The 22,540-nt window shown below is 61.1% G+C and carries 18 protein-coding genes; 12 read left to right on the top strand and 6 right to left on the bottom strand.

What is annotated here, in order from left to right; genetic code table 11:
- Positions 1–370: 370 nt before the first annotated feature.
- The 5 genes from PMI34_RS26090 to PMI34_RS28925 all read left to right on the top strand — a co-directional run bounded on the left by PMI34_RS26090 (position 371) and on the right by PMI34_RS28925 (position 7,712).
- On the top strand, positions 371–1,273 hold the full coding sequence (locus tag PMI34_RS26090) for a LysR family transcriptional regulator (RefSeq protein WP_008045655.1): 903 nt from the start codon (positions 371–373) through the stop codon (positions 1,271–1,273).
- A 127-nt stretch (positions 1,274–1,400) separates the two neighbouring features.
- Positions 1,401–2,027, top strand: a complete 627-nt coding sequence (locus tag PMI34_RS26095; protein ID WP_008045654.1) for a glutathione S-transferase family protein — start codon at positions 1,401–1,403, stop codon at positions 2,025–2,027.
- Positions 2,028–2,090: 63 nt separating this feature from the next.
- Positions 2,091–4,121: a 2Fe-2S iron-sulfur cluster-binding protein gene (locus tag PMI34_RS26100; protein WP_008045653.1), complete on the top strand. Its 2,031-nt coding sequence runs from the start codon at positions 2,091–2,093 to the stop codon at positions 4,119–4,121.
- Between the two features lie 290 nt (positions 4,122–4,411).
- On the top strand, positions 4,412–5,608 hold the full coding sequence (locus PMI34_RS26105) for a DUF3142 domain-containing protein (RefSeq protein ID WP_008045651.1): 1,197 nt from the start codon (positions 4,412–4,414) through the stop codon (positions 5,606–5,608).
- Positions 5,595–7,712 (top strand): hypothetical protein, encoded by a 2,118-nt coding sequence (locus PMI34_RS28925; RefSeq protein WP_008045649.1) that lies wholly within the window; start codon positions 5,595–5,597, stop codon positions 7,710–7,712. Before PMI34_RS26105 ends, PMI34_RS28925 begins: the two co-directional genes overlap by 14 nt.
- Before the next feature lie 3 nt (positions 7,713–7,715).
- On the opposite strand, the gene PMI34_RS26115 is transcribed toward PMI34_RS28925, so the two are convergent.
- On the bottom strand, positions 7,716–8,345 hold the full coding sequence (locus PMI34_RS26115; protein ID WP_008045647.1) for a LysE family translocator: 630 nt from the start codon (positions 8,343–8,345) through the stop codon (positions 7,716–7,718).
- A gap of 145 nt (positions 8,346–8,490) precedes the next feature.
- Here PMI34_RS26115 and PMI34_RS26120 point away from each other — a divergent pair, with 145 nt between their 5' ends.
- Positions 8,491–8,964: an Lrp/AsnC family transcriptional regulator gene (locus PMI34_RS26120; RefSeq protein WP_008045644.1), complete on the top strand. Its 474-nt coding sequence runs from the start codon at positions 8,491–8,493 to the stop codon at positions 8,962–8,964.
- Between the two features lie 111 nt (positions 8,965–9,075).
- On the opposite strand, the gene lpdA is transcribed toward PMI34_RS26120, so the two are convergent.
- The gene (gene lpdA / locus PMI34_RS26125) at positions 9,076–10,476 is read right to left on the bottom strand and encodes a dihydrolipoyl dehydrogenase (protein ID WP_008045642.1); all 1,401 of its coding nucleotides are present in this window, start codon (positions 10,474–10,476) and stop codon (positions 9,076–9,078) included.
- Between the two features lie 214 nt (positions 10,477–10,690).
- Between lpdA and hflK (PMI34_RS26130) the strand changes: the two genes are divergently transcribed.
- From hflK (PMI34_RS26130) to cfaB, 5 genes are all read left to right on the top strand, one after another.
- Positions 10,691–12,649, top strand: a complete 1,959-nt coding sequence (gene hflK, locus PMI34_RS26130; protein WP_008045639.1) for a protease modulator HflK — start codon at positions 10,691–10,693, stop codon at positions 12,647–12,649.
- A complete protein-coding gene (hflC, locus tag PMI34_RS26135) occupies positions 12,646–13,686 on the top strand; it encodes a protease modulator HflC (RefSeq protein ID WP_008045637.1) in 1,041 nt (346 codons plus the stop codon). The genes hflK (PMI34_RS26130) and hflC overlap by 4 nt, the downstream gene beginning before the upstream one ends.
- Positions 13,683–14,741: a protease modulator HflK gene (gene hflK / locus PMI34_RS26140; RefSeq protein ID WP_008045636.1), complete on the top strand. Its 1,059-nt coding sequence runs from the start codon at positions 13,683–13,685 to the stop codon at positions 14,739–14,741. The genes hflC and hflK (PMI34_RS26140) overlap by 4 nt, the downstream gene beginning before the upstream one ends.
- On the top strand, positions 14,738–16,648 hold the full coding sequence (locus tag PMI34_RS26145) for a cation-translocating P-type ATPase (RefSeq protein ID WP_008045634.1): 1,911 nt from the start codon (positions 14,738–14,740) through the stop codon (positions 16,646–16,648). The genes hflK (PMI34_RS26140) and PMI34_RS26145 overlap by 4 nt, the downstream gene beginning before the upstream one ends.
- A 219-nt stretch (positions 16,649–16,867) precedes the next feature.
- The gene (gene cfaB / locus PMI34_RS26150) at positions 16,868–18,052 is read left to right on the top strand and encodes a C17 cyclopropane fatty acid synthase CfaB (protein ID WP_008045632.1); all 1,185 of its coding nucleotides are present in this window, start codon (positions 16,868–16,870) and stop codon (positions 18,050–18,052) included.
- On the opposite strand, the gene cls is transcribed toward cfaB, so the two are convergent.
- Entirely contained in the window at positions 18,049–19,488 is a 1,440-nt protein-coding gene (gene cls / locus PMI34_RS26155) for a cardiolipin synthase (RefSeq protein WP_008045630.1), read from the bottom strand. The two genes, cfaB and cls, sit on opposite strands and share 4 nt — an antisense overlap.
- A 132-nt stretch (positions 19,489–19,620) precedes the next feature.
- Between cls and PMI34_RS26160 the strand changes: the two genes are divergently transcribed.
- The gene (locus PMI34_RS26160) at positions 19,621–20,142 is read left to right on the top strand and encodes a DUF3617 domain-containing protein (RefSeq protein WP_008045629.1); all 522 of its coding nucleotides are present in this window, start codon (positions 19,621–19,623) and stop codon (positions 20,140–20,142) included.
- Positions 20,143–20,253: 111 nt separating this feature from the next.
- On the opposite strand, the gene PMI34_RS26165 is transcribed toward PMI34_RS26160, so the two are convergent.
- The 3 genes from PMI34_RS26165 to PMI34_RS26175 all read right to left on the bottom strand — a co-directional run bounded on the left by PMI34_RS26165 (position 20,254) and on the right by PMI34_RS26175 (position 22,535).
- Positions 20,254–21,132: a His/Gly/Thr/Pro-type tRNA ligase C-terminal domain-containing protein gene (locus PMI34_RS26165; protein ID WP_008045628.1), complete on the bottom strand. Its 879-nt coding sequence runs from the start codon at positions 21,130–21,132 to the stop codon at positions 20,254–20,256.
- 120 nt (positions 21,133–21,252) lie between these two features.
- Complete coding sequence (locus PMI34_RS26170) at positions 21,253–21,663, bottom strand: acyltransferase (protein ID WP_008045626.1); 411 nt, start codon at positions 21,661–21,663, stop codon at positions 21,253–21,255.
- Complete coding sequence (locus PMI34_RS26175) at positions 21,660–22,535, bottom strand: metal ABC transporter substrate-binding protein (protein WP_008045613.1); 876 nt, start codon at positions 22,533–22,535, stop codon at positions 21,660–21,662. The genes PMI34_RS26170 and PMI34_RS26175 overlap by 4 nt, the downstream gene beginning before the upstream one ends.
- Between the last annotated feature and the right edge of the window lie 5 nt (positions 22,536–22,540).

The raw sequence follows: 22,540 nt of genomic DNA, 5'->3' as shown, positions 1-22,540 counted from the left end.
TCCGCCTGATGACGCAGGCTGGAATTCTGCCGCTGTGGATAGTGTCCGCTGACGAACCCATGCCGGAAGCGAGTGGGGGATGGAGCCGAAGGCACTTGTTCCCGGTCTGGCATTAGCCGCTTCAGCGGGCGGGGCCGGATCATTGCGAACAGTCGCATCCGTCGCAAGAAAATAACCCTCATTAATTATCAATAATCCCCGCTTTGCTCTTTGAGGTGTGTGCCACGCTTCGTTTTTACGGTGGAGGCGCTAGAGTGCAGTAGCCCGTTGATTTAGTTGATGGTCGGGTGCCCAACTATGTTGTTGAGCGCCTGTGCTTAACATTCCGGCCTTCGGTTGCGATTTATCTATTTGAAATGAGGACATGCCCATGGACCGCTTCCAGGAAATGCAGGTCTTCGCTGCTGTCGCCAAGGAACAGGGTTTTTCGGCGGCGGCGCGGGGCTTGGGTCTGTCGGCGGCCAGCGTCACCCGAGCGGTAGCGGCGCTGGAGAAGCGAATTGGTACGCAACTGCTCACACGTACCACGCGCAGCGTGTATTTGAGTGAGGCCGGCCAGCGATATCTGGAGGACTGTCGGAGAATTCTCGCTGAGGTGCAGGAAGCGGAGGACTCGGCAGCGGGTAGCCATATCCATCCCCGTGGGCAGCTGACCATCACCGCACCGGTTTTGTTTGGAGATTTGTTTGTCACGCCGCTGATGGTGAGCTACCTGACGCAGTTCCCCGAGGTCTGCATCAACGCGATGCTGGTGGACCGGGTAGTGAGCGTGGTCGAGGAGGGCGTTGATGTGGCCATCCGCATCGGCGAACTCCCTGACAGCAATCAACATGCGATCCGCGTGGGCGAGGTGCGGCGGGTGATCTGCGCTTCTCCACAGTTTCTGGCCAGCCATGGTCGACCCAGGCATCCACAGGAACTGGCCCAGGCGCCGATCATTGCGACATCGGCCATTGGCCAACTCAGGAGTTGGCCATTCATTGAAGATGGCGAAACCTTGAGTGTGCGGGCAGAACCGCGGCTGGTGGTGACGGCGAATCAGGCGGCCATCACGGCAGCCAGTTTGGGGTTGGGGTTCACGCGGGTGCTGTCTTATCAAGTGGCGAGCAAGGTGGCCGCCGGTGAGCTGGAGATTGTTCTGGCCGACTTCGAACTGCCGCCATTGCCCATCCACGTGTTCTATCAGGGCGGACGCAAAGCCCCGGCCCGGGTGCGCAGTTTTGTGGATTTCGCGGTAAAGACACTGCGCGAGCATCCGGCGCTCAACCACTGAGTTATTTCATCCACTGAAATAATGGATTGCGTTTGCTGGTGATTCTGTTGTTTTGGATGTGAGTGGAAGATACACCCCATCGGCGCTGCTCTCTCCTGAACAGCACCACTGACCCGAGGTGTTGACCATGCAAGCGATCAAACTCTACAACTTCCCACGTTCCGGCCATGCTCATCGTGTCGAGTTGATGCTGTCCCTGCTGCAATTGCCGACCGAATTGATCTTCGTTGATCTCGCCAAGGGCGAACACAAGCAACCGGCGTTCCTTGCGCTCAATGCATTCGGTCAGGTGCCGGTGATTGATGACCAGGGCGTAGTGCTGGCCGATTCCAATGCGATTCTGGTTTATCTGGCGCAAAAGTACGGCAATGGTCGCTGGCTGCCGACGGATCCGGTGGAGGCCGCCAAGGTCCAGCGCTGGTTATCGGTGGCTGCCGGTCCGATTGCCTTCGGCCCTGCCCGGGCTAGATTGATCACCGTGTTTGGCGCGCCTTATAACGCTGAAGAAGTGATTGCCTACGCCCACACCGTGCTCAAAGTGATCGATCACGAACTGGCCAATACACCGTATCTGGTTGGTACTGAGCCGACGGTTGCCGACGTTGCCGCCTACAGCTACATCGCCCACGCGCCCGAGGGCAATGTGTCGCTGGACGAGTACGCCAATATTCGCGCCTGGCTGGCCCGCATCGAAGCCTTGCCGGGTTTTGTCGGCATGCCGCGCACCGTCGCCGGCCTGCAAAAAACTGCCTGATGCTGGCGGCCCGGAGTTGCCGGGCCGCCCCGATTTGCGCCAGCGGCGCAAGGGAGAAGCCATATGGACCGTTCACCCTGGCATGCCGGCGAGAAACAATTGCAGGCGCATGTAGGCGTTGCCGAACGAATGGAAACTTTCGGTCGTAAGGTGATTCGTAGCGAGATGCCGGACCAGCACCGCACGTTTTATCACCAATTGCCGTTCATGCTGTACGGAACGGTGGATGCCGACGGTCATCCCTGGGCCAGTATCCTTGAAGGCCAGCCCGGTTTCGCACACTCGCCAGAACCTGGCCTGCTGCAATTTCGCAGCCTGCCGACCTTTGATGATCCCGCGCAGTTGAGCGACGGCTCGGCCATCGGCCTGTTGGGCATCGAGTTGCACACCCGCCGTCGCAACCGCATCAACGGGCATGTCCGCGCCATGACCACGAGCGGTTTCGCGGTGACGGTGGATCAGTCCTTCGGCAATTGCCCGCAGTACATTCAGTTGCGCCAGTTTCACTCGGTGCCGCTGGCCGACCCCTCGACGCGTGTCGCCCAGCATTTCAGCGGGCTGGATGATGCGGCCAGAGCCATGATTGTCGGGGCGGACACGTTCTTCGTTGCCAGTTATGTGGAGGTCGATGGCGAGCGCTCGGTGGATGTTTCCCACCGTGGCGGTCAGAGCGGTTTCGTACACGTGGATGGGAATCGCCTGACCATTCCGGATTTCGCCGGCAACCTGCATTTCAATACCTTGGGCAACCTGTTGCTCAATCCCCGGGCCGGATTGTTGTTCATCGATTTCAATACCGGTGATTTGCTGCAGCTCAGCGGGCGTACTGAAATCCTTCTGGAAGGTCCTCAGGTCGAGGCGTTCCAAGGGGCCGAGCGCCTGTGGACAATCGATGTCGAGCAAGTCGTACGCCGCCCCGCCGCACTGGCGTTGCGCTGGCGTTTCGACGGCGTTTCACCCACCAGTTTGCTCACCGGTACATGGGCGCAGGCCGAGGCACGTTTGCAGGCCAAGGCTTTGGGCGATCAATGGCGGCCGTTGCGGGTGACGCGCATTGAAGCGCAAAGCCACAGCATTCGCTCGATTTACCTGGAGCCCGTCGACGGAGCCGGGTTGCCACTGTTTCAGGCCGGGCAGCATTTGCCCTTGCGCTTCAATATTGACGGTGATGTACACATCCGCACGTACAGTTTATCGAGCGCTCCGTCCGATGATTTTTTCCGCATCAGCGTGAAGCGTGACGGGCGGGTGTCTACGCATTTGCATGAGCAGATTCGTGTTGGCGATGTATTGGAGGCGCGGGCGCCACAAGGGCATTTCACCGTAGCGCCCCATGAGCGTCGGCCTTTGGTGTTGCTGGCGGCCGGGGTCGGCATCACGCCGCTGTTATCGATGCTGCGGGAGGTGGTTTATCAGGGATTGCGCACCCGCCGTATACGGCCGACATGGTTCATCCAGAGTTCGCGCACGCTGGCCGACCAGCCGTTTCGCCGGGAACTGGATCGCTTGCTCGTGGATGCCGGTGACGCGGTGCGGGTGGTGCGCCTGCTCAGTCAGCCCGAAGCCGAGGCGATACAAGGAGAGGACTTCGACCTCAGTGGACGGATCGACGTCGCGCTGCTCAAGGATCTGCTGACAGTCGAGGACTACGATCAGCTGGATTTTGTCGTCTGTGGTCCCGGGAATTTTACTCAGTCGCTGTACGACGGCTTGCGCGAATTGGACATTCGCGATTCGCGGATTCATGCCGAAACCTTCGGCCCGTCCACCTTGCGCCGGCGACCGGACCCCGATGCGGTGGTGATCGAACAACCGCCAGCCGCCACCACGTCCGTGCCCGTGGTGTTCCAGCGTTCGGCCAAGGAGGCGCGCTGGCAGCCGGAGGGCGGCAGCTTGTTGGAGTTGGCGGAAAGCCGTGGCCTGCGTCCGGAATTCAGTTGTCGCGGTGGTTCCTGCGGCACCTGCAGCACACGCCTGATCAGCGGTCAGGTGCATTACCCACTGCCGCCAGCCGAGGTGCCGGATGACGGACAGGTACTGATTTGCTGTGCGATTCCGGCGCAGGGGGCGCAGCCGTTGGTACTGGATATCTGAAGATCATTGCAGGCGAACATTGCCCGCCGGTCGATGGCTGGGTAGGGTAGTGAGCAGAACGAAAAAGGGCCGCAGAGGCTACGCCTTCCTTGTAGCAGCTGCCGAAGGCTGCGTTCGGCTGCGCAGCAGTCGTAAATCCGGCTTGCACGATCTCTTTGAGGTACCGCGAACTCTGATTTTACGACTGCTGCGCCCGAGCGCGGACCGAGCCGGACGCAGGCTACGCCAGCTGCTACAGGATCGGTATTAGCCGCAGAGGCCCTTTCTGCATTTCAGGAACAGGCGTTTCAATGGTTTTTTTCACTCGCTCGATGGTCTTGCTGATGGCGCTGGCGCTCACCGCCGGATGCGAAAGGCAGGATGCACCGCTGCTGGATCAACAGCTTTACGTCTGGCAGCGGCAGTGGACGCCGGCCCACGACGCCGCCCTCCGGGACAGCCGCGCCGATTTTTCGACTTTGCGGGTGCTGGCCTTGCAGGCTTTCCCCAACGCTGGCTGGAGTCGGGCGCGGATTGACCCGGCACTGCTCAAGCGTGATGGTCGGCCGGTGATTGCAGTGATTCGCCTGGATGGGCAACTCAAGGCGCTGGATCAGGATGAGATCACAGCGCAGATCCACCAGGTGATCAGCGACTGGCAGGGACAGGGATTGAACCTCGCCGGGGTGGAAATCGACCACGACGCCGGTAACGCTCGGCTACCGGCCTACCGCAAGTTTCTCGCGAATTTGCGGGGGGCATTGCCGACGTCGCTGCCGCTGAGCATCACCGCGTTGCCGTCCTGGCTCGACAGTCGCGAACTGCCAGCGCTGTTATCCACAGTCGACAGCAGTGTGTTGCAGGTGCACGCAGTGAGCGATCCGCGTCGTGGTTTGTTCGATGCCGATCTGGCCCGACAATGGGCGAAGGCCTGGAGCCGTATCACGCCGAAACCTTTCTATCTGGCGCTGCCGGCCTATGGCGTGGCGTTGCTGCCGTCGGCGGGTGGTGCACCTGTTGTGGAAAGCGAAGTGATGGTGGAGCGTGAAGGACTGCGTCGGGAATTACTTGCCGATCCACAGTCGTTGCGCACCCTCGGTACCGAGCTGCGGGCCGATCCACCGAAACATCTGGCGGGTCTGATCTGGTTTCGCCTGCCGTTGGCCAACGACCGTCGGGCCTGGAGCCTGACTACCTTGCGCGCCGTGGCACGTGGTGATGTCCTCGACAGTCAGTTGGCGCTGAAACTATCGGCCGACAATGGCCTCTATGACATCGGTCTCAGCAACCAGGGCAACCTCGACAGCGCCTGGCCCGAACGCCTGACACTCGCGGTCAGCGGCTGTGAAGGGGCCGATGCCTTGGCCGGCTACGCGTTGCAACAGCGTCCGGATCTGCTTACCTTCACCCGCCTGCGCGATGGCCGAATACCGGCCGGCGGACAGCGTGCCATTGGTTGGGCTCGCTGCGCACACATTGATCAAGGAGGTTCGAATGTTCACCCGTAACTGGCCGCGTCATTTGCTTTGCCTGAGCCTCAGTCTGCCGCTGGGTTCGGCGCTGGCCTGCGGCCCGGACTTCCCCATGCGCCTGCTGGATAACCGGGGCCAGTCGCTGGCGGAGCTGCCGGAAGGCAACTTCAGCTTCGAAATCAGCCGCCTCGGCCACGCCATCAAAGGCTTGAAGAACGTCACTGCTGGCGCCGACTACAGCGATGAAACTGACGCTGTAGCGCTGCGTGATCAAGCCGAGCAGGCGGGACTTTCCGCTGAGCAACAGGTGTTGGTGAAACACTTGCGCGGCCTGACGGATGCCCGTCAGGTTGAAACCGAAGGGGCGCAACTGCCGCCTGAGCTCAGGTTGTACCTGGCGGGCGCTGTGGCGTTTGCCGCGGGTGATCCTGCCCTTGCCGCCGGATATTTCAAGAAAGTGCTGGCCCTGCCCGCAGAGCAACGGGCTTCGCGCAGCACTTGGGCGGCTTACTCGCTGGGGCGTGCGTTGTTTGCCATGAGCGTTGAAGCCAATGCGGCTCCTGGTCTGCTCGAACAATCCGCCAAGGCCTTCGAGCAAGCCCGGCAACTGAGCATCGACGGCTTCAGCGATCCACTGGAACTGGGCGTCGCCAGCCTCGGCGAAGAAGCCCGGGTGGTGCGCACCGCCGGCGACTGGAACCGCGCCATCGAGCTGTACGCCACGCAGAATCTGCACGGCTCCGCGGTGGGCTACACATCGCTGAAACTGTTGATGGCGGACTTGATGAAGCTGCCGGAGGATCAAGTGGTCGAGTTGTTCAAGGGCCAGCCCGTTCAGCAATTGGTGACCGCATCGCTGATCAGCCGATTGGGTTGGTCATTCGGCGATCAACCGCCCAGCGAACAAAAAATGATCAAACTGCTGCAAAACAGCACTCGCGGCAGTCTCGAAAACGCCGACCGCCTGGCGGCGATGAATTATCAACAGGGTGATTACGCCAGCGCCAAGGCTTTCCTCGAACATGCTGGCGATGGCGGGTTGGCCTGGTGGCTGCGGGCGAAACTGGCGGTGCGCGAGGGCGATAAGAGCGCGGCTGCCGCAGCCTATGCCAAAGCAGCCCAGGCTTTTCCGCAGAATGAATCATGGGGCGAGCGACGGACCCCGGACTACGATTACGAAACGCTTCAGCCCAAATGCCGGGTCGAGGGTGAAAGCGCGATCCTGGCCTTGCAACGCGGGGATTACCTGCAAGCTTTCGATCAGCTGTATCGCAGCCAAAGCATTTACTGGTTCGACGCCGCCACCGTTGCCGAGCGCGTGTTGACCCTCGAAGAACTCAAGCACTATGTCGACACTCAAGTGCCGGCACCGCCGCCGCTCAGTCAGCAGGACCGCGACAACTACGTGCCCTTGCCGGTGGCGGCAAGTCTGCGCAATCTGCTTGGGCGGCGCTTGTTGCGCGAGGGGCATTACGAGGAGGCGCCGGCGTACTTCGACAATGACGGCTTGCGGCACAAAGCCAGGCTGTATGGCGAGCAACGCCTGGCGGCTGATTCAGCCTGGTGGCCGACCCGTCGCGCCGCTGCGCTGTTCAATGCGGCCTGGACGGCCCGCGAGTGGGGCATGGACATTCTGGGCTACGAAATGGCGCCGGATTACGCCACGTTCGGCGGTAACTACATGCTTGAAAGTGCCGATCTGAAGGTAGGTCCATTGGTGGCCGAGGACGAAGTGAAGCGTCAGCAGGCCAGCGCTGCCCAGCCTGATCAGCGTTACCACTATCGCTTCGTGGCCACGGCGCTGGCGAGCAAGGCGGCGGATAACTTGCCTCACACGAGTCAGGCGTTCGCGGCGGTACTGTGCGAGGCGTCTGGGTGGAACAGCAGTCTCGAGGAGCAAAGTGCGATTTATCAGCGTTATGTCAAAGAAGGGCCTTACGTGGAATGGGCCGCCGACTTTGGCCACCAGTGCCCGTATCCCGACTTCGTGAACGCCGACAAACGCTATGTGACCCAGGCCACCGACGCTGCGCGTTCGGCCTTGCGGCCGTATAAGACACCCTTACAGATCGGTAGCGTAGTGGTGTTCGCGGCAGCCGCGCTTTTGATGTTCAAGCGTCGCCGCCGCAAGGCGCAGTGAGGTTCAAGCCTGTTGCACAAAGGTCAGCCGCACGGCGAAACCGATCAACAGGCTGCCGAACAACCATTGTTGCAGGCGCTGGGCAGAGGGGCTGCGTTGCAGCCAACGGCCCAGTGCCGCGCCGACCAGGGCGTAAGCGCTGTCGAACAGCAAACCGACGCCGACCAGCACCACGCCCAATGTCGCAAATTGCCCGAGCACCGGCCCGGCCTGTGGGTCGATGAATTGCGGCAGCAGCACCGAGCAGAACAACAGTGCCTTGGGGTTGAGCAGGTTGGTCAGCAGCCCGCGTCGGATGGCTGCGCCCCAGCGTGGTTTTTCGCCGGTTGCGTCGGCGCTGGTGAGGCTCGGCAGCATCGTGGTTCGCAGGCACTGAATGCCGATCCACAGCAGATACGCGGCGCCGGCCAGGCGCACCATGTCGAAGGTCCAGGGCGCGGCCTTGAACAGTGCCGCCAGCCCCAGCGCTGCCAATGCCACATGGCAACCACGGGCGATGCCCAGGCCCACGGCCGTGGCCAGCGCGGCGCCTTTGCCCTGGCGGGCGCCGGTCTGCAACAGCAGGATCATGTCGGGCCCCGGCAACAGGTAGACCACTGCCAGTGCCATGAAAAACAGCCAGAGAGCTTGCATGTCGCACCCCGTTCGTTGTCGATTTGGTCGTGCCAGTCTAGGGCTGAAGGGCGGGGCAGGTGCTTGCGTTGTCAGCTTCTCTCGGGTCATGTATTGGCATAATCTGCCACTTATTCAAGCTTGAACCATCAGGATCTGCCAAACCATGAAACTCGACGCTTACGACCGCAAGATTCTCGCCGCACTGCAACGGGATGGCCGCCTGAGCAATGTGCAACTGGCAGACGAGATCGGCCTGTCGGCATCGCCTTGCTTGCGCCGGGTGCGGATGCTGGAAGAGGCGGGGGTGATTCGCGGTTACCAGGCCAATCTGGACCGCGACGAAGTGGGGTTGGGGCTGACGGTGTTTGTCGGGGTCAAGGTCGAGCGCCATAACGATGAACAAGCCGAAGCCTTTCGCCTGGCGGTAACGGCATTGCCCGAGGTAATTTCGGCGTTTCTGGTGTCAGGGGAGTCGGATTTTCTGTTGCAGGTGGTGGTACCGGACTTGCGTGCCTATGACCGCTTTCTCACCGGGCGTTTGCTTAAACTGCCGGGTGTGAGCGACATCCGTAGCAACTTTGCGATTCATACAGTGAAGGCGCCGGGGTCGTTACCGCTGGAGCATTTGCCGCTCTGAACCGAGTCGCCTGATTCGCGAGCAAGCCCGCTCCCACAGGTACAGCGCAATCCATGTGGGAGCGGGCTTGCTCGCGAAGGCGATAGACCTGCCACCCAAGCCCTCCGGGTCTTACATCTGCGTCGCCATCCCCTCCACATTCATCGCCGCCTGACGCAAGGCCTCGGAGCGGGTCGGGTGTGGGTGGCAGGTCAGGGCGATGTCTTCGGCCGAGGCGCTGAACTCCATGGCCACGCAATATTCGCCAATCATTTCACTGACGCTCGGGCCGACCAGATGCACGCCCAGGACCTCGTCCGTGTGCTCATCGGCCAGCACTTTGGCGAAGCCTTCGGTTTCGTGGTTGATCTTCGCCCGGCTGTTGGCGGTGAAGGGAAACTTGCCGACCTTGTACGCCCGGCCCTGCGCCTTGAGTTGCTCTTCGGTCTTGCCGACGCTCGCCAGTTCCGGTTTGGTGTAGACCACACTGGGGATCAGGTTGTAATTGACCTCGCCCGCCTTGCCGACGATCTGCTCGACGCAGGCCATGGCTTCGTCCTCGGCCTTGTGGGCGAGCATGGGACCCGAGGTCACGTCACCAATCACCCAGACCCCGGCGGCTTCGGTGCGATGCCCTTTGTTGGCGAGCATGCCGCGCTTGTCCGTGGCGAGGCCGACGTTCTCCAGGCCCAGGCCCTGTGTATAAGGTCGGCGCCCGATGGCCACCAATACGTAATCCGCTTCCAGCAACTCGGCTGCACCGCCAGCGGCAGGCTCGATGCTGAGCTGCACGCCGTTGGCGGAGGTGGTGGCGCTGGTCACTTTCGAACTCAACTTGAAACTCAAGCCTTGTTTGCTGAGGGAACGCTGCAGGGTTTTGCCGGCCTCGATGTCTACGCCGGGGCAGATCCGGTCGAGGAATTCGACCACCGTCACTTGTGCCCCCAGGCGTCGCCAGACCGAACCCAGCTCCAGTCCGATCACGCCAGCGCCGATCACCACCAGATGCTTGGGCACTTCGGTCAGTGCCAGGGCGCCTGTGGAATCGAGGATGCGTTTGTTATCGATGTCCACGCCGGGCAGGGGCGTGGGCTCGGAACCGGTGGCGATGATGATGTCCTTGGCGCTCAGTACGGTCTTGCCACCGGCGTTATCGGTCACCGTGACTTTTCCCGGCCCGTCGATGTGGCCCCAGCCTCTGATCCAGTCGACCTTGTTCTTGCGGAACAGAAACTCGATGCCCTTGGTCAGCCCGGTAACGCTTTCATTCTTTTGTTTCATCATCTGGGCGAGGTTGAGGCTGGGTTTGACGTCGATCCCCAGGTTGGCGAATTCCGCACCCATGGCCGCGTCGTACAGTTCTGAGGCATGCAGCAACGCCTTGGATGGCATACAGCCGACGTTCAGGCAGGTGCCGCCGAGTGTGGCGCGTCCTTCCACGCAGGCGGCTTTCAGACCCAGTTGTCCGGCGCGGATCGCCGCGTTGTAACCACCGGGGCCACCGCCAAGTATCACGACGTCATAAGTGCTCATGGATGTACTCCTGGATCGAAAGGGGGAGGGATGGGTAAAAGTAGTTCCTGGATAAAATTACGATCGTAATATGTGCGTTCTGCCGTATTTCGGTCAAGGCTTCAGCTAAGCGACAGGTTGGGCATCTTTAGATAGCGAGCTTGAATACGAAAATTTCACCATTTTCGTTATATCGTAACGAAATGTCCTGTAAGCGAAGACACTCCGGGGTGGTATGCAAGTCGATCTCGATGTTGATGAAGCACCGTTAGCAGGGCTGCCGCGCTTTCAGCAGGCGTTCATTCAAGGGCGGCGTTTGCGCCAGTTCGCCATCGGTGCAGGCTTGTTCGCGGTGGTGGGTGTGCTGCTGGCGCTGTTTGCCGGGCTGTTTGCCTCGCAAACACTGTGGTCGGCGTTGCTGCTGAACCTGAGCGCGGCGTCTGTGGTGTTGATGGCCGGTTTGCAATCGGCCTGGTGGGTAACCCAATGGCGTGTCCGCGCCATGAATCCCGTAGTGCCGGTGATTGTTGTCGACGAGTCTGCCGCGCCATCGGGGTGGTATGAGCAATTGCTGGACCGGATCAGCCGACAATCGCAGCATCTGCTCGGGCAAATCGGCGCGCCGACGTTGTGGCTTGGCAGCTGGGCATTGTTGGCGATATTGGGCGTGGAACAGGCCTGGAACCTCACGTTGCCCCCGGCAGCGCCAGGCCTTTCGGCTACTGTCGGGGCGACGTGTTTCCTGCTGTTGGCGTTCGGCCTGTTGGTGATGGAACGCCATCTGGCGCAGGAAAACACTGCGCAATGGCCTGAAGCCGCTACGTTGGCGCAATTGATCCGTGTGGCGATCATCAGTCTGGTGCTCGGTGCTTTTTGTCTGTTGTTTGCCGATGAAACCTCGGTATGGCCTGTGCGCCTGGCGGTATTGATCGGGCTGCTGCCGGGGCTGGTGGCGGCAGAACTGTTGCTGCGCGCGGTGTTGTCATTGTTCAGCCCGCGCCGTGAACGTCTCGAACCGGAGTTGTTGGCGCGCAGTGTTGTCGCCGACATGCTGCGCTGGCCACCACAGCCATTGCTGGCGTTGCAGCACGAATTGCATAACCGCTTCGGCATCGATCTGCGGCAGATTTGGGCCTTCACTTACATGCGTCGGGCGTTCCTGCCAGTGCTGGCGGTGGTGTCGCTCGTTGGCTGGTCGCTGACCGGCATTCACGAAATTGCCCTGCAAGGGCGTGGCATCTACGAGCGATTCGGCAAGCCGGTGGAGGTGTTCGGCCCAGGTTTGCATATGGGTTTGCCTTGGCCATTGGGCCGGGTGTTGAGCGTCGAGAATGGCGTGGTTCACGAGTTGGCCACCAGTGTTGGAGAAACCTCGCCCCCCGCTCAGGCCGACCTCGCCGAAGGCCCGGCCCCGGCGATTGCCAATCGCCTGTGGGACGCTAGCCATGTGAACGACAAATCCCAGGTGATCGCCAGCAGCCGAGCCGACAAGCAGAGCTTTCAGATCGTCAACATGGACGTGCGCTTCGTCTATCGCATCGGTCTGAGCGATGAGGCAGCGCTGGCTGCGACCTATAACAGCACCGATGTGCCGATGTTGATTCGCAGCACCGCCAGCCGAATCCTGGTTCACGACTTCGCCTCGCGCACCCTCGACGGTTTGCTTGGCGAGGACAGGGTAGGGCTGGCCGAAGAGATCGGCCGCGCCGTCCAGGCGGACCTGCAAAAGCTCGACAGCGGCGTGGAAATTCTCGCCACGGTGGTCGAGGCCATTCACCCTCCGGCCGGTGCAGCCAATGCCTATCACGGCGTGCAAGCGGCGCAGATTGGTGTGCAAGCCTTGATCGCCCGAGAACGCGGCGCCGCTGCCGAGGCTACCAACCAGGCGCAGTTGCAGGCCAGCATCTCCCGTGATCAGGCGACGGCCAGCGCCCGTGAAATCAACGCTGGCGCGCAAGCTGCGGACCTGAAATTCAACGCTGAACAGAAAGCCTATGCCAGTGCTGGCCAAGCTTTCGTACTGGAGCAGTATTTCAGTCAGTTGTCCCAGGGTTTAGCCAACGCCAGATTGCTGGTGATCGATCATCGTCTGGGCGGCAGCAGCAATGCGCCGACCATCGACCTCCGTACGTTCACGCTGCCGGTTGACCCTGCGTCATCGCGTAAAACCGCTCAGCCAGGAGCTGCCAATTGAGCCAGTCCCATACCCACGATCACGATGACCACGCCGGCCACGATCACGGCCATGGCGGGCATCACCACCACGGTCATCACCATCATCACGGCGATCCGCAACAGGCCGGTCCATTCCCATGGCGCCGCATGGGTTGGGCTGCATTGCTGGTGGCGTTTGCGGTGGCCGCCGCAAGCCTGGTGCAGGTACGCTCGGGGGAAGCCACGGTAATCACGCGCTTCGGAAATCCATCCCGAGTCTTGCTGGACCCGGGGCTGGGTTGGCGCTGGCCGGCACCGTTCGAGGCGGCGATCCCGGTGGATCTGCGACTGCGCACCACGTCCAGCGGTTTGCAAGATGTCGGCACCCGGGACGGTTTGCGCATCATCGTTCAGGCCTACGTAGCGTGGCAGGTGCAGGGCGATCCGGACAATGTGCAACGTTTCATGCGCGCGGTGCAGAACCAGCCCGATGAAGCCGCGCGGCAGATTCGCACTTTTGTCGGCTCTGCACTGGAAACCACCGCCAGCAGTTTTGATCTGGCGAACCTGGTCAATACCGATGCCAGCCAGGTGCGCATTGCCGATTTCGAAGCCCAACTGCGCAAGCAAATCGATCAGCAACTGCTCACCACTTATGGCGTGCGTGTGTTGCAGATCGGCATCGAACGATTGACGCTGCCTTCGGTGACACTCACCGCGACGGTCGACCGGATGCGCGCCGAGCGTGAAACCATCGCCACTGAGCGCACAGCTATCGGCAAGCGTGAAGCCGCGCAAATTCGTTCCGCTGCCGAGCGCGATGCGCGAATTGTGCAGGCCGATGCCACAGTGAAAGCGGCAGATATCGAAGCGCAATCGCGGGTGGAAGCCGCGCAGATTTACGGTCGCGCCTACGCAGGATCGCCGCAACTCTACAACCTGCTGCGCTCGCTCGACACCTTGGGCACGGTGGTAACGCCCGGGACCAAGCTGATTCTGCGCACCGATGCCGCACCGTTCCGGGTGTTGGTTGACGGTCCGCCGAGCCTCGACAACAAGTCCGGATCGCAGCCATGAATTTGGTTCCACGTGGAACAAATGAGTTGAGCAGCCCCTGGATTCAGGCCGGGCGCTTGGCGTTTCTCGCCCTGTACGCGGTGACGGTGTTGGCGGCTTTGGCGTGGGCGTTTTCCAATGTGCGGCAGATCGATCCACAAAATCGCGCGGTGGTTTTGCATTTCGGTGCGCTGGATCGCATTCAGAATGCCGGGCTGTTGTTGGCCTGGCCGCAACCGTTTGAGCAGGTGATTTTGTTGCCGGCGGCGGATCGGGTGATCGAGCGTCGAGTGGATAGTCTGTTGCGCAGTGGTGCCGCGATCCAGGCAGATCGCGTGGCCAGCTTTGCTACGCCAATCAGTGATGCATTGGCAGGCTCAGGTTATCTGCTGACCGGTGATGCCGGAGTGGTGCAACTGGATGTCCGGGTTTTCTATAAAGTCACCGAACCTTATGCGTTCGTGCTTCAAGGCGAACACGTGTTGCCCGCACTGGATCGGTTAGTCACCCGCAGCGCTGTGGCGCTCACCGCTGCACGGGATCTGGACACGATTCTGGTCGCCCGGCCAGAGCTGATCGGCGCTGACAGTCAGGCGGCGGAACGACGCGAGCGCTTGCGAGGCGATCTGGTGCAGGGCATCAACCAGCGTCTTGCCGAACTCACGGCGACGGGGCAGGGATTGGGGATCGAGGTGGCGCGGGTCGATGTGCAATCGAGTCTGCCAAGCCCAGCAGTGAATGCCTTCAATGCGGTTCTGACAGCCAGTCAGCAGGCCGACAAAGCCGTGGCCAATGCGCGTACCGAAGCCGAAAAGCTGACGCAGACCGCCAACGAGCAAGCCGACAGAACACTGCAAGTTGCCCATGCCCAGGCCAGTGAACGACTGGCCAAAGCATCCACCGACACGGCCACGGTGTTGAGCCTGGCCAAGGCGCAACAACAGGGCACTGACCCGCAAATGCTGCTGCGCATCTATCGCGAGCGGATGCCGAAAATTCTCGGAAAAGCCGGTTCGGTCACCACGGTCGACCCCAAAGACGATTCCCGCCTGATCATTCATGGAGTTGCACAATGACCGCTCAAACCGCCGTCGCACCGAGCCTGTTGTCTTCGGCCGAACAGCGCCGCGCTGCGCGCCAGTTGACCCTGGCCATGCTCGCGTTGGGCCTTCTCGCGCTGGGCCTGATCTGGCGTTGGCTGGCACCGGAGCAGACTGGCGTCAGTCAGTTGCTGCTGGGTTTTGCCTCGCTGCTGGTCGCCGTGCCGGTCATGCGCTCGGCCTGGTACAGCCTGCGTTATCCAAGTCTGCACGGCATCACCGATCAATTGATCGCCCTGGCCATGCTGGGTGCCTGGGCCACCGGGGATCTGCTGACGGCGGCCCTGTTGCCGATCATCATGATCTTCGGCCACGTACTGGAAGAGCGTAGCGTGATCGGTTCCCAGGAGGCGATTCATGCCCTCGGCAAACTGACCCGCAGCCACGCGCGTAAAATTCAGGCGGACGGCTCCATCATCGAAGTCGACAACGGCACGCTCAAGGCGGGCGACCTGGTCGAGGTCCGCGCCGGGGACCGGGTGCCGGCGGATGGTCGGGTGTTGTCCGGTCAGGCCAGTCTGGACACTGCCTCCATTACCGGCGAATCGGTACCGATGGAAGCAGGCGCCGGCATGTCGGTGTTCGGCGGGGCGATCAACCTCGATGGTCTGCTGCGAATCGAAGTGACCCGCACCGGCCACGAATCGACCCTCGGCAAAGTCATCGCCCTGATGCAAAACGCCGAGCGCTCGAAACCACCGATCACGCGTCTGCTGGAACGTTACGCTGGCAGCTATATGGTGCTGGTGTTGTTGCTGGCCGCCGTGACTTGGTTCATCACCAACAACGCTCAAGCGATGCTCGCGGTGTTGGTGGCGGCCTGTCCTTGTGCGTTGGTGTTGTCGGCACCGGCGACGGCTATTGCCGGGGTGGCGGTAGCGGCACGCCACGGGATTCTGATCCGCAGTTCTGCGTTCCTTGAGGAGTTGGCGGACCTGACTTCGTTGGTGGTCGACAAGACCGGGACGCTGACCTTCGGCACCTTGCGCCTGCAATCCATCGACAGTCCGCTGGAGGATCACAGTCATGTCCTCAAGCTCGCCGCCAGCCTCGGCTCGGCCAGCAGTCACCCGGTCAGCCGTGCGCTCGCGGGGTTGGTGACCCAAGAGCATTTCCTGTTGCTCTCTGACATTCACGAACGCCAGGGCCTGGGCGTGGTGGCAATGACCGAGCAGGGCGAAGCGGCGCTCGGCCGGCCGGAGTTGTTTACGCAGCTCGGCATCAGCACAACGGCGGTTCCCGATCATGACGGTCCGATTGCCGGACTGGCGCTCAATGGTGAATTCCTCGCCTGGCTGTTGTTGGCCGACAGCGTCAAACCCGAGGCGCAGTTTGCCCTGAGTGAGTTGCGCGACCTCGGATTGGGTCGCCAGTTGTTGCTCACCGGTGACCGTCACAGCGTCGCGCAGACGTTAGCCCGGGATGTCGGGATCAGTGACGTCGAAGCGCAAGCCTTGCCCGAAGACAAACTCAACCGCGTACTCAAGGAAATCGACAGCGGCTTCCGGCCGATGGTGGTCGGCGATGGCATCAACGACTCCTTGGCCCTCAAAGCTGGGGTGGTGGGGGTAGCGATGGGCGCGGGCGGTGCGGACATCGCCCTGGCATCGGCGGACATCGTGCTGATCGGCAGTGACCTGCGCCGCCTCGGCACCTGTGTGCGCCTGAGCCGTCAGTGCCGCCAGACGTTGCAGGTTAATGTGATCATCGGACTGGGCTGGACCCTGGCGATCGTGGCCTTCGCCGCGTTCGATTGGCTTGGCGCTGCCGGGGCGATGATTGCGGCGTTGCTGCATAACCTCAGCACCTTGCTGGTGTTGGGCAATGCCGGTCGTTTGCTGCGGTTCCAGGACCCGCTGTTCAAGTTCAAGGACGAAACCTGAAGGCGAATGCTCTAAACCGGGTAATCACGGGGCTAAAACTTTTTTAGAACTGTGCGCCCGGTTCGTAGTCATTGGAGATGAGGGCACATCATTTTGAGCGTTCGCGGTGGCAGGTGTAGGCGTCGCGAATCATTGAAAACGGCTATTATTTCGATAGCCAGCTATTTTTCAAAGATGGTCTACCCTCTGTTCAGACGTCTGAAACAAGGGGAATTCTCCATGCTCGCGCAACTTCCACCGGCCTTACAGAATCTGCAATTACCGCTTCGCCTGAGACTCTGGGACGGCCATGAACTCAATCTGGGACCGGCGCCCAGCGTCACGATTGTGGTCAAGGACCCACAAATGGTCACCCAGTTTACCCATCCAAGCCTGGACGCCCTCGGTGCTGCTTTTGTCGAAGGCAAGCTGGAACTCGAAGGCTCCATCAGCGACGTGATCCGCGTCTGCGATGAATGGAGTCAGGCGTTGCTGGACGAAGACGACGACAATCTGCCTGTGCGCAGCGTCCACGACAAAGAGACAGACGCCAAGGCGATTTCCTACCACTACGACCTTTCCAACGCGTTCTATCAACTGTGGCTCGACAGCGACATGGCGTATTCCTGCGCTTATTTCGAGACCGGCAGTGAAAGCCTCGAGCAGGCCCAGCAAGCCAAGTTCCGTCATTTGTGCCGCAAGCTGCGTCTGCAGCCCGGCGAATATCTGCTGGATGTGGGTTGCGGGTGGGGAGGGCTGGCGCGTTATGCGGCGCGGGAGTTTGGCGCGAAAGTGTTCGGTATCACCCTCAGCAAGGAGCAGTTGGCCCTGGCCCGGGAACGCGTAAAAGAGGAGGGCCTGGAGGACCTGGTCGAACTGCAACTGCTCGACTATCGCGATCTGCCCCAGGATGGCCGTTTCGACAAAGTGGTCAGTGTCGGCATGTTCGAACACGTTGGCCACGCCAATCTGGCCGAGTACTGCAATACCTTGTTCGGCGCGGTCAAAGAAGGCGGCCTGGTGATGAATCACGGGATCACCGCCAAATACACCGATGGCCGTCCGGTAGGACGTGGTGCCGGAGATTTCATCGGGAAATATGTGTTCCCCAATGGCGAGCTGCCGCACCTGTCGATGATCTCTGCCGAGATCAGTGAGGCGGGGCTTGAAATCGTCGACGTCGAGAGTTTGCGCCTGCACTACGCTCGTACGCTCGATCACTGGAGCGAACGCCTGGAGGACAACCTCGAAGCGGCGTCAAGGCTGGTACCGGAACAAGTCCTGCGCATCTGGCGGCTGTACCTGGCCGGTTGCGCCTATGCGTTTGCCCGGGGCTGGATCAACCTGCACCAGATTCTCGCGGTTAAGGCCCACGCCGATGGCAGTCATGAACTGCCATGGACCCGTGACGATATCTACCTCTAGAGAATCGGTGAAATAAGCCGGGCGACCCGCATGCCGACCTGCTGCAGGCGGTGGGTCTCCCGGCCTTCTTCTTTGGCGACTTCGTGGGCGTTGGCGAAGTCGTCGTTGAGCATCTGTTCCACCTCGGCGGCAAAGGCGCTGTCGACGGTCAGCAACATCACTTCGAAATTCAGCCGGAACGAACGGTTGTCCAGGTTGGCGCTGCCGATGGCGCTGATTTCGCTGTCGATCAACACCACTTTCTGGTGCAGGAATCCGGGCTCGTAACGGAATACCCGCACACCGGCGCGCACGGCTTCGAAAGCGTAGAGGCTGGAGGCGGCGTAGACGATTCTATGGTCGGGCCGAGACGGCAACAGCAGGCGTACATCCACACCCCGCAGTACCGCCAGGCGCAACGCCGCGAACACGGCTTCATCGGGGATGAAGTACGGGCTGGTGATCCAGACCCGATCCGTCGCTGCATGGATCGCTTCGACAAAGAACAGAGAACAGGTTTCGCAGGCGTCTGCCGGGCCGCTGGCGAGCAACTGGCACAGCACACCGTCTTCCGGATAAACCTCGGGCAGGATCAGCGGCGGCAGGGCGCGCGCCACCCAGAACCAGTCTTCGGCGAATGACTCCTGCATGCACGCCACCACTGGCCCGCGCACTTGCACGTGGGTATCGCGCCAGGGGGCCAGGGGCGGTTTCTCGCCCATGTATTCGTCGCCGACGTTGTGCCCGCCAACGAAGCCGAGAATGCCGTCCACCACCACTATCTTGCGATGGTTGCGAAAGTTCACCTGAAAGCGATTGAACCAGCCACTACGAGGGCCAAAAGCCTTCACCTCGACCCCGCCATCACGCAAGGCCTGTACGTAACCCTGGGGCAGGGAGTGGCTGCCGACTCGGTCATACAGCAGGTAGATCGCCACGCCTTCGGCGGCTTTCTTCAATAGCAAAGTTTGCAGGCGTTGGCCGAGACGGTCGTCGTGGACGATGAAAAACTGGATCAGCACGGCTTCCCTGGCCTGGCTGATGGCATCGAAAATGGCGTCGAATGTCGACTGGCCGTTGATCAACAACCGCGTCTGGTTATTGGCCAGGCAGGGCATGTGTCCGAGCCTGGGCATCGCTCTGAGTGAGGCGTAGGCAGAAGAAGCGCGGGCGGTGAGGGCTTCTTCTACCCAGGGCCGCCAGTTCAGTTCGGAAACGGCCTTGCGCATCTCATCGTTGGCCTGCCGGCGGGCCTTGATGTAGCCATCAAAGGTGCTGCGGCCGAACATCAGGTACGGGATCAGCGTGAGGTAAGGGATGAAAAACAGCGACAGGGCCCAGGCGATCGAGCCTTGGGCGGTACGGACGGTCAACACGGCGTGTATGGCCGCAATCATGCCCAGCGAGTGCAGCAGGGCGATGGTATAACCGAAAATATGCGGTCCGAAATAATCCATGGGGGCTGCCTTGCTCCTGAAGATTCAGTGCTTAACAGACCATGTTCCGTGCAGAATGTCGCTAATTAATTGGCCCATGAACCGAAGCCCGCGGCTGACGTCTAACGGCCACTACTGATCAGGAGTTACTCGATGAACGTTCGTCTGCTGGGTTTGGCCATGGCACTGGGTTTGGCACTTCCTGTGGCGGCTCACGCGCAAATGCTGCAACCAGGATTGTGGGAGCTGACCACGAGCAACATGAAGGTCGATGAGCAGAACATGCCGGACCTGCAATTGATCCTCGGCCAGATCCAGAACCAGATGACCCCTGAGCAGCGTGCACAGCTGGAAAAGCAGGGCATCACCATGGGCGGCAAAGGGATCCGGGCGTGCCTGACCCCGGAACAGGTCAAGACCGACAACATTCCGCTGACGGATCCGCAATCGGGCTGCAAACAGGAAATCACCGACCGCTCCGGCAATCAGTGGAAATTCCGTTTCAGCTGCCCGAGAGCCCAGGGTGCCGGTGTGGCGACGTTCCTCAGTGATCGCGAATTCACCACCAAGGTCAACGGGACGTTCAACGCCACCGGCATTCAGCAGAAGGGCAGCCTCGAATCCCGCGCCGTCTGGTTGGGGCAGGATTGCGGCACGGTGAAGCCAAGAGCTTAAGAGCTTCGCGAGCAAGCCCGCTCCCACATTTGATCTGTGGTGTTCACGAAACCAATGTGGGAGCGGGCTTGCTCCGGGCGGCGATCCGACGAAGGCGTCCATCCAGTCTCCCTAGATCCCCGGCCGGCTCAACCACTCACACGCCGCCTCGACAGCCATCCGGCCAAAATCCTCCCCCGTGCGGCTGCGCACACTGACAAACCCCCCGGCCTGTTCTTTTTCGCCAACCACCACCAGGTACGGCACGGTCTGGCTGTGCTGGCGAATCTTGTAGTGGACTTTTTCGTTTCGCAGGTCGGCCTTGGCACGCACGCCTTTTTGGCGCAAGGATTCGGTCACCGCCTGTGCATAAGTCACCTGGCGGTCATCCATGCTCACGACGACCACGTGGGGTGGAACGCGCCAGTGTTGCAGTTCCTGATGGCTGGACCAGCAGGTGCCGTAGATCCGTTGCTGTAACGTGCCGCTGATGTGATCCAGGACAAACGCCTGCAAGACCTTGGTGGTGGGGACGTGTGGTCCATGGCTCTGGTACTCGGTGTCCCCCAGACGGTACAGCGGCACGGCTTCGCGCGCCGGCCGACGACGGATCGAGTGATTGGTCGCTGCCAGTGACTGCATGCGTGCTTCGATGAGGGGCAGGTCTGCCGGGGTCAGCGGTTGCTCGACTGCAAACTCGTAAAAGAAACCGTCACCCAATTCCTTTCCCGCGCGCAATTGCGCATGAGGGTGGAGTTGCTTGACCGCCATGGCCAGCATCAATGCACAGGAGCGGCGCAGGATCTCCAGGCCGTCCGGCTCCCGTGGGGTGACAATGCTGACCCGGGCGTGCGCTTCGATCAGGTATTCACAGTCCACCAGTACACCATTGACCCTTCCTGCTACGGCCGCGCTGGCCAGTTCGGGGCCGATGCTGGCGGCCACCTCATGCACGGACAGTGGCTGGTCGTATTCACGCAATGAACCATCGGGCAGGGTGATCTGGATCATGGTCGGCGTACTCACGTGCTTCTAACGAGCGTTATCGCATAAACCGCAGGGGCAAACATTAAGACGTTTGTCGTGCCAGGCAATTTGTCCTGACACGATGGCTGTTTTTAGCCACCCGCGTCAGAACTCGTTTTGCAGGGCTTTGTAGCCGCGCACCAGGTCGACGTTGGTGCGCGCCACGTCTTCGGAAAACTCGGAAGCACTGACGCTCACCGGTGGGTATTGCGAGAGGTCGGTGTTGGGGCCGATCCGCGTGGTGGAAGGCACGTAGAAAGCTTCAGGCAGGTCACGACCATCGACCACCGAGTTATGCCGCACCACGCAACCGTCACCGACCACACAGTTGAACAGCACGCTGTTGAAGCCGATGAATACTCGATTGCCCACGGTGCAGGGGCCATGCACGATCGAGCGGTGGGCGATGGAACTGAACTCGCCGATCACCACTTTGCCGCAGATGATCGCCGTCTTGTCGACGTAGGCCGACTCGGCAATCAGCGGTAAATCTCCGGAAGGGTTCTTGCGGATCATGGCTTGCTCAATGCGTTGTACAGGGTGTTGAGGTTGTGCTCGAACAACCCGGTGAAGGTGCTGGCCGGGCCGCTCGCCGCCAGGGCATCGGAGTACAGCGTGCCGCCGATCTGCGCGCCGCTTTCATCCGCAATCTGCTTGAGCAGGCGCGCGTCCTTGATGTTTTCCATGAACACCGCCTTGACCTTGGCCTGACGAATCTGGGTGATCAGTGCGGCCACTTCGGCCGCTGAAGGTTCGCGCTCGGTGGACAGGCCTTGAGGCGCCATGAACTCAATGCCGTAGGCCTGGCCGAGATAACCGAAGGCGTCGTGGGACGTCACGATCTTGCGGTTGCCCGGTGGCAGTGAGCCGAGTTTGGCCTTGGCTTCGGCGAGCAGGGCGTAGACCTGTTTCAGGTACACCTGGCTGTTGCGCTCATAGTCGGCGGTATTCGCCGGGTCGGCGGCGATCAGCGCCTTGGTGATGTTGGCGATGTACAACTCGGTGTTCGCCAGGTTATGCCAGGCATGCGGGTCGGGAACGGATTCGCCGTCTTCATCCAGGCTACGCGGGATGACGCCGTGGCTCGCGCTGATGACCGGCGCCCGGGTCTCGGTACTCGTCACCAGGCGATCCAGCCAGGGCTCGAAACCCAGGCCGTTTTTGATGATGAGTCTGGCATTGAGCAGCGCTTTGGCGTCGTCCGGTGTCGGCTCGTAGGTGTGGGCATCCGCGTCCGGGCCGACCATATTGGTGATCTGGATATGCTCCTTGCCGACCTGGCGGGTCATGTCGGCAAGGATGCTGAAGCTGGTGACCACCTGGAGTTTTTCGGCGGCAGACAGCGACATCGACACCATCAAGCTGAACAGCACGAGTAAAGCGCGCATCGGGC

Origin of the sequence: Pseudomonas sp. GM74, assembly GCF_000282455.1 — a bacterium.
In the GTDB taxonomy this organism is placed as follows: domain Bacteria; phylum Pseudomonadota; class Gammaproteobacteria; order Pseudomonadales; family Pseudomonadaceae; genus Aquipseudomonas.
Note: the sequence above shows the minus strand (reverse complement) of the source record. Positions and strands in the feature narration are given on the sequence as shown.